The organism is Rhodococcus sp. BS-15 (genome assembly GCF_000813105.1).
Lineage (GTDB): Bacteria > Actinomycetota > Actinomycetes > Mycobacteriales > Mycobacteriaceae > Rhodococcoides.
In genome coordinates, this window is record NZ_BAOX01000276.1 from 1 (window position 1) to 6,452 (window position 6,452).

General features: G+C 64.2%; 2 protein-coding genes and 3 pseudogenes. 4 read left to right on the plus strand and 1 reads right to left on the minus strand.

The window, feature by feature from the left end; translation table 11 throughout:
* Positions 1-29: 29 nt before the first annotated feature.
* Complete coding sequence (htpG, locus tag RHBS_RS22450; protein WP_121870719.1) at positions 30-1,955, minus strand: molecular chaperone HtpG; 1,926 nt, start codon at positions 1,953-1,955, stop codon at positions 30-32.
* 129 nt (positions 1,956-2,084) lie between these two features.
* On the opposite strand from htpG, the pseudogene RHBS_RS22455 reads away from it, so the two are divergent.
* The 4 genes and pseudogenes from RHBS_RS22455 to RHBS_RS22470 all read left to right on the plus strand — a co-directional run.
* Positions 2,085-3,163, plus strand: a pseudogene (locus tag RHBS_RS22455) (MBL fold metallo-hydrolase).
* 24 nt (positions 3,164-3,187) lie between these two features.
* Positions 3,188-5,583, plus strand: a pseudogene (locus tag RHBS_RS32395) (HAD-IC family P-type ATPase).
* Positions 5,584-5,623: 40 nt separating this feature from the next.
* Positions 5,624-5,812, plus strand: a complete 189-nt coding sequence (locus RHBS_RS22465) for an antitoxin (RefSeq protein ID WP_121870717.1) — start codon at positions 5,624-5,626, stop codon at positions 5,810-5,812.
* A gap of 78 nt (positions 5,813-5,890) precedes the next feature.
* A pseudogene (locus RHBS_RS22470) lies at positions 5,891-6,452 on the plus strand (cation:proton antiporter); the annotation flags it as partial.

A 6,452-nucleotide genomic window follows, 5' to 3' on the forward strand; every position in this document is an offset into this window, starting at 1 on the left:
GCACATAATCACACCACTGCCGCAGGCACTCAGATGGTCCGCGTCAACCGATCCGCCAGCAATCGGGAGAACTTCGCCGGGTCCTTGAGCTCGGTGCCCTCGGCGAGAAGTGCCGTCGCATAGAGCAATTCGGCGGTCTCGGCGAGGTGCGGATCGTCACTGCGATCCTCGCGGGCCTTCTTCAGTCCCGTCACCAGATCGTGGGTCGGGTTGAGTTCGAGGATGCGCTTGGAGGTCGGAACGAACTGTCCCGACGCCTTGTACATCTTCTCTAGCTGCGGGGAGAAGCTGAACTCGTCGCCGACGACGCAAGCCGGTGACGTCGTCAGACGCGTCGACAGGCGCACCTCCTTGACGTCCTCACCGAGTGTCTCGGTCAGCCACGTGAGTAGGTCCGCGAACTCCTTGTCCTGCTCCTCGCGCTTGGCCTCGGACTCCTTCTTCTCCTCTTCGGTGTCGAGGTCCACCTCGCCCTTGGCGATGGACTGGAACGACTTTCCGTCGAAGTCGGTCACGTTGCCGACCCACACCTCGTCGACGGAATCGGTGAGGAGAAGCACCTCGAGGCCGCGGGCCTTGAAGGCCTCCATGTGCGGCGAGCTCTCGATCTGCTGACGGGATTCGCCCGTCATGTAGTAGATCTGCTGCTGGCCGTCCTTCATCCGGTCCACGTACTCGGCGAGGGTGGTCACGCCCTCCTCGGAGTTGGTGGACGCGAACGACGCGATGCCCAAGAGGGTTTCGCGGTTGTCGCTGTCGGAGATCAGGCCCTCCTTGAGGACCGTTCCGAACTGCGACCACAGCGTCTTGTACTTGTCGGGCTGCTCGCTCTGCAGTTCCTTGACCGTGGAGAGCACCTTCTTGGTGAGGCGTCGACGGATCGCGCGGATCTGTCGGTCCTGCTGCAGGATCTCACGAGAGACGTTGAGCGAGAGGTCCGCTGCGTCGACGACACCCTTGACGAAACGCAGGTACTCGGGCAGCAGTTCCTGCGAGTCGTCCATGATGAACACGCGCTTGACGTACAGGTGCACGCCCGCCTTGCTCTCGCGCATGAACAGGTCGAACGGTGCCTGCGACGGAATGAACAGCAGCGCTTGGTATTCGAACGTTCCCTCGGCCTTGAACGGGATGACCTCGAGCGGCTCGTCCCAGGCGTGGCTGACGTGCTTGTAGAACTCCTTGTACTCCTCCTCGGACACCTCGTCCTTGGAGCGGGTCCACAGCGCCTTCTGCGAGTTGATCGTCTCCGTCTCGATCGTGACGGTGTCCTCGCCGCCTTCCTCTTCACTCTCGACGCGCTTCTCGACGTCGATGCGAATGGGCCAGGCGATGAAGTCGGAGTACTTCTTGACCAGTTCCTTGATCTTGCGCTCGGACGCGTAGTCGTGGAGGTGGTCCTCTTCGTCGGCGGGCTTGAGTGCCAGCGTCACCGACGAGCCCTGCGGGGCGTCGTCGACGTCGGTGATCTCGTAGGTGCCCTCGCCGGTGGACTCCCAGCGGGTAGCCGTGCTCTCGCCGGCCTTGCGGGTGAGCAGCGTGACCTTCTCGGCCACCATGAACGTGGAGTAGAAGCCGATGCCGAACTGGCCGATCAGCTCCTCGGAAGCAGCTGCATCCTTGGCTTCCTTGAGCTTCTTGCGGACCTCGGCGGTGCCGGACTTGGCGAGCGTGCCGATGAGGTCGATGACCTCCGAACGCGACATGCCGATGCCGTTGTCGCGGATGGTCAGCGTGCGGGCTGCGGCGTCGATGTCGATCTCGATGTGCAGATCCGAGACGTCGACGTCCAGGTCCTTGTTGCGGTACGACTCCAGGCGCAGCTTGTCCAACGCGTCCGAGGAGTTGGAGATCAGTTCACGGAGAAAGCTGTCCTTGTTGGAGTAGATGGAGTGCACCATCAGATCCAGGAGCTGACGCGTCTCCGCCTGGAATTCGAGCTGTTCGGTACTCAATGTCTCCCCTTCTAGCAGCAAAACCGACGCGAATATTCTACGGCAAGGCTACGGGTGAGCTGCGAAGACGTCGACGCCGCTACTCTGGGGCCCGTGACGAAGACGAAGTTCGTACTGGGAGCCACCGCAATGCTGAGCGGTGCATGGTTGGCGCGTGCGACGTGGGGCCTGCCGTCGCGATCGGTGCCAGACGTGTGCACATCACTCCCTACGCGGCCGGGTCGCCGCGCTATCGCGATCGCCGATTCCACAACTCCGACCCGAGTTCGAGTTACGTGCCGGGTCGCGGCGAGAAGGGACAGCAGAACATGTTCGTCTCGCTCGTCACCGAACGAGGCAAGGGCAAGCCGCAACGGCCGATTCCGCTGGCCCCGCCGATCGCTCCGGTGGATGCGGGTGAGCTCGCGGTCACCTGGTACGGACATTCGAGTGTGCTCGTGGAGGTCGACGGCTATCGCGTCCTCGCCGATCCCGTGTGGAGCAATCGCGTCTCGCCGTCCTCGGTGGTGGGGCCCGCGCGCCTGCATCCGACGCCGGTCGAGCTGACCGATCTGCCGCAGGTCGACGCCATCGTCATCTCCCACGACCACTACGACCACCTGGACAAGGCGACGGTGCAGAAGCTGGCCGCCGCGCAGTCGGCCCCGTTCGTCGTGCCGCTCGGCATCGGTGCTCACCTGCGCAAGTGGCGGGTGCCCGAGGACCGCATCATCGAACTGGACTGGGACGAGCAGACGAACATCGGGGGCCTCACCGTCACGTGCACCGAGGCTCGGCACTTCTCCGGCCGCGGTCTGACCCGGGACTCGACGCAGTGGGCGTCCTGGGCGTTCGCCGGTCCGGTTCGACGCGTCTTCTTCGGCGGCGACACCGGCTACACACCGAAGTTCGCCGAGATCGGCAGAAACTACGGACCCTTCGATCTGACGCTGCTGCCCGTCGGGGCCTACGACGTGCGGTGGCCGGACATCCACATGAATCCCGAGGAAGCGGTCACGGCGCACATCGATCTGACGGCGTCGGGCATCTTCGTCCCGATTCACTGGGCGACGTTCAACCTCGCTTTCCACCCCTGGTCCGAGCCGATAGTGCGACTGCACGCCGCCGCCCAGGACGTCGGAGTTCAGGTGGCGGTGCCGATGCCGGGGCAACGAATAGACGGCACACGAACGCTGCACGACGATCGTTGGTGGGCTCGGCTGGGCTGATCGGACCGGGTTTAAGCTGCACGCATGTCTATCGAGGCCGATGCGCAGCGGGATACGGGGCTGACCGAGGCGGAAGTGGCCACGCTCAGGGCCGAGGGAAAGTCGAACGACGTTCCGGCCCGCGCTTCTCGGTCGGTTCGCGACATCGTCCGCGGCAACGTGTTCACCCGAATCAACGCCATTCTCGGTGTGTTGTTGATCATCGTGCTCTCCACGGGTTCGGTGATCGACGGCATGTTCGGGCTGCTGATCGTGGCGAACAGCGGCATCGGCATCGTGCAGGAGATCCGCGCGAAGCGCACATTGGATCGACTGGCCATCGTCGGGCAGAACAAACCCCAGGTACGACGCGAGGGCACCTCGAAGCAGATCCCACCCGACGAGGTCGTGCTCGGCGACATCGTCGAACTCGGTCCCGGTGATCAGATCGTCGTCGACGGCGAAGTGATCGAGAGCGCAAGCCTCGAGATCGACGAGTCGTTGCTGACCGGCGAGGCCGACACGGTGCACAAACTCGAGGAAATGCAGGTGCTTTCGGGAAGCTTCGTGGTCGCGGGCAGTGGGGCTTACCGTGCGACGAAGGTGGGCCGTGATGCGTACGCGGCCAAGCTCGCCGAGGAGGCCAGTAAGTTCACCCTGGTCAAGTCCGAGCTGCGCAGCGGTATCGACAAGATCCTGAAGTTCATCACCTACCTGATGATTCCGGCCGGCGCGTTGATCATCTACAACCAATTGTTCTCCAGCGGACAAGCTTTGAAGCCGGCCCTCAACGGCATGGTCGCCGCGCTGGTTCCGATGGTTCCCGAAGGCCTGGTGTTGATGACGTCCATCGCGTTCGCGGTGGGCGTGATCAGGCTCGGTCAGCGGCAGTGCCTGGTGCAGGAGCTGCCTGCGATCGAAGGCCTCGCCCGCGTCGACGTGGTGTGCGCCGACAAGACCGGCACCCTCACCGAGAACGGAATGCGACTGTCGGAGTTGGTGCTGATGGACGAGCGCGATTCCGATTCCACCACAGCGGCTCTCGCGTCCCTGGCCCACGACGATCCGCGGCCCAACGCCAGTGTGCAGGCCGTCGGCGAGGCATATCCGGACGCACCGGGGTGGACGCAGACGGCCGTGGCCCCGTTCTCCTCGGCCAAGAAGTGGAGTGGGCTGTCCTACGGCGAGCACGGCAACTGCTGCTCGGCGCTCCGGACGTGCTGCTCGACGCCTCCTCCGACATCGCTCGTCGCGCCGAGGACGCCGGTTCCCATGGCCTGCGGGTGCTGTTGCTCGCCAGCTCGGACCGCTCGGTCGACGACGACGAGGCACCCGGCGCGGTGACTCCGCGAGCGTTGGTGATTCTCGAGCAGAAGGTGCGCGAGGACGCCCGAGAGACGCTGGAGTACTTTGCAAGCCAGCACGTCGAGGTCAAGGTCATCTCCGGCGACAATGCCGTCTCGGTCGGCGCAGTCGCCGGTTCGCTCGGCCTACCCGGCGGCGACGCCCCGATCGATGCGCGTGATCTGCCCGAGGACTCCGAGAAGCTGGCCGACACTCTGGCACACTCCACCACTTTCGGCCGCGTCCGGCCCGATCAGAAGCGGGCGATGGTGGGCGCGTTGCAGTCTCGCGGTCACACGGTCGCGATGACCGGCGACGGCGTCAACGACGTGCTCGCGCTCAAGGACGCCGATATCGGCGTCTCGATGGGCTCGGGAAGTGCGGCTACGCGAGCCGTCGCGCAGATCGTGTTGTTGGACAACAAGTTCGCCACGCTGCCGTACGTCGTGGGGGAGGGGCGACGCGTCATCGGCAACATCGAACGTGTTTCCAATCTGTTCCTCACCAAAACGGTGTACTCGGTACTGCTGGCGTTCCTGATCGGGCTCTCGGGCGTGGCATCGCAGATCTTCCACTTCGAGCCGATTCCGTATCCGTTCCTGCCACGGCACGTGACGATCGCGGCGTGGTTCACCATCGGTATCCCGGCCTTCGTGCTCTCGCTCGCGCCCAACAACGAGCGGGCGCGCAGTGGATTCGTCTCGCGGGTGATGCGGCTGGCCGTCCCGTCCGGACTGATCGTCGGCTCGTGCACGTTCGTCTCCTACCTGCTGGTCTATGCCGGCCCGAACGCGACCGAGACCCAGGTGACGCAGGCCAGTACCACCGCGCTGATCACCCTGATCATGATCGCGCTGTGGGTGTTGGCCGTCGTCGCGCGGCCCTACAACTGGTGGAAGATTCTGCTGCTCGGTGGGTCGATCGGTGGCTACCTGCTGCTGTTTGCGATCCCGTTCTGCCGCACCTTCTTCAAGCTCGATCCGTCCAACGTCGGCGCCACCACCAGTGCATTGATCATCGGCGGTATCGGCATCGCGCTCGTCGAGGTCGCCCATCGATTCGGATCGGCACTACGCAACAGACAGTACAAAACGTAAGCTGCCAGATGTTCGATCACTCTAGCGACAGGAGAGAGCCATGGGCTTCGCAGACAATTTGAAGGGCATGGTCGACAAGGGCAAGGACCTTGCGGCCGAGAACTCGGACAAGATCGACGACGTCGTGGAGAAGGCGGGGGACTTCATCGACAGCAAGACCGACGGCAAGTACTCCGACAAGGTCGACAAGGTTCAGGACGCAGTCAAGAAGGCAATTCCGGACAAGTAGGACCTTCCGGTCTCCTCGCGTCGATGATCGTGGCCGTCGGTCGTACCCCAGGGTGCGGCTGACGGCACAATCGTCGGGGTGGACGGACCGATTCTTCTTCTCGTAGTCATCTTCGCGATCGCGGTCGCCGGTTTCGCCAGGCGCATCGATCTGCAGGTCCCGCTCGTCCTGGTCACCGTAGGATCCATCGCCTCGTTCGTTCCCGGAGTGCCGCACGTCAGCCTGTCGCCCCAGCTGATCCTCGGTGTGGTGCTCCCGCCGCTGCTGTACTCCGCCGCGTTGGATTTCTCGTTCGTCAGTTTCCGGCGCAATCTCGGCCAGATTCTCCGACTCGGTCTGATCATGGTGATCGTGACGACTCTCGCCGTCGCTGGTTCGCCAATCTGTTGATCCCGGAGCTCACTCTCGGCGCGGCCTGGTGCTCGGTGCCGTCGTCGCCCCGCCCGACGCGGTGTCCGCGATCGCCGTCGGCCGCAAGCTCGGTCTGCCCGCGCGGATGATGGCCATCCTCACCGGCGAGTCCCTGGTGAACGACGCGGCCGCGCTGACCCTGTTCACCCTGGCCGTCGCGTCGGTGACGGGCAGTCGGATCGAATTGGGCTCACCGGTGCTGTTCTTCCTGTACGAGATCGTGGGCGGC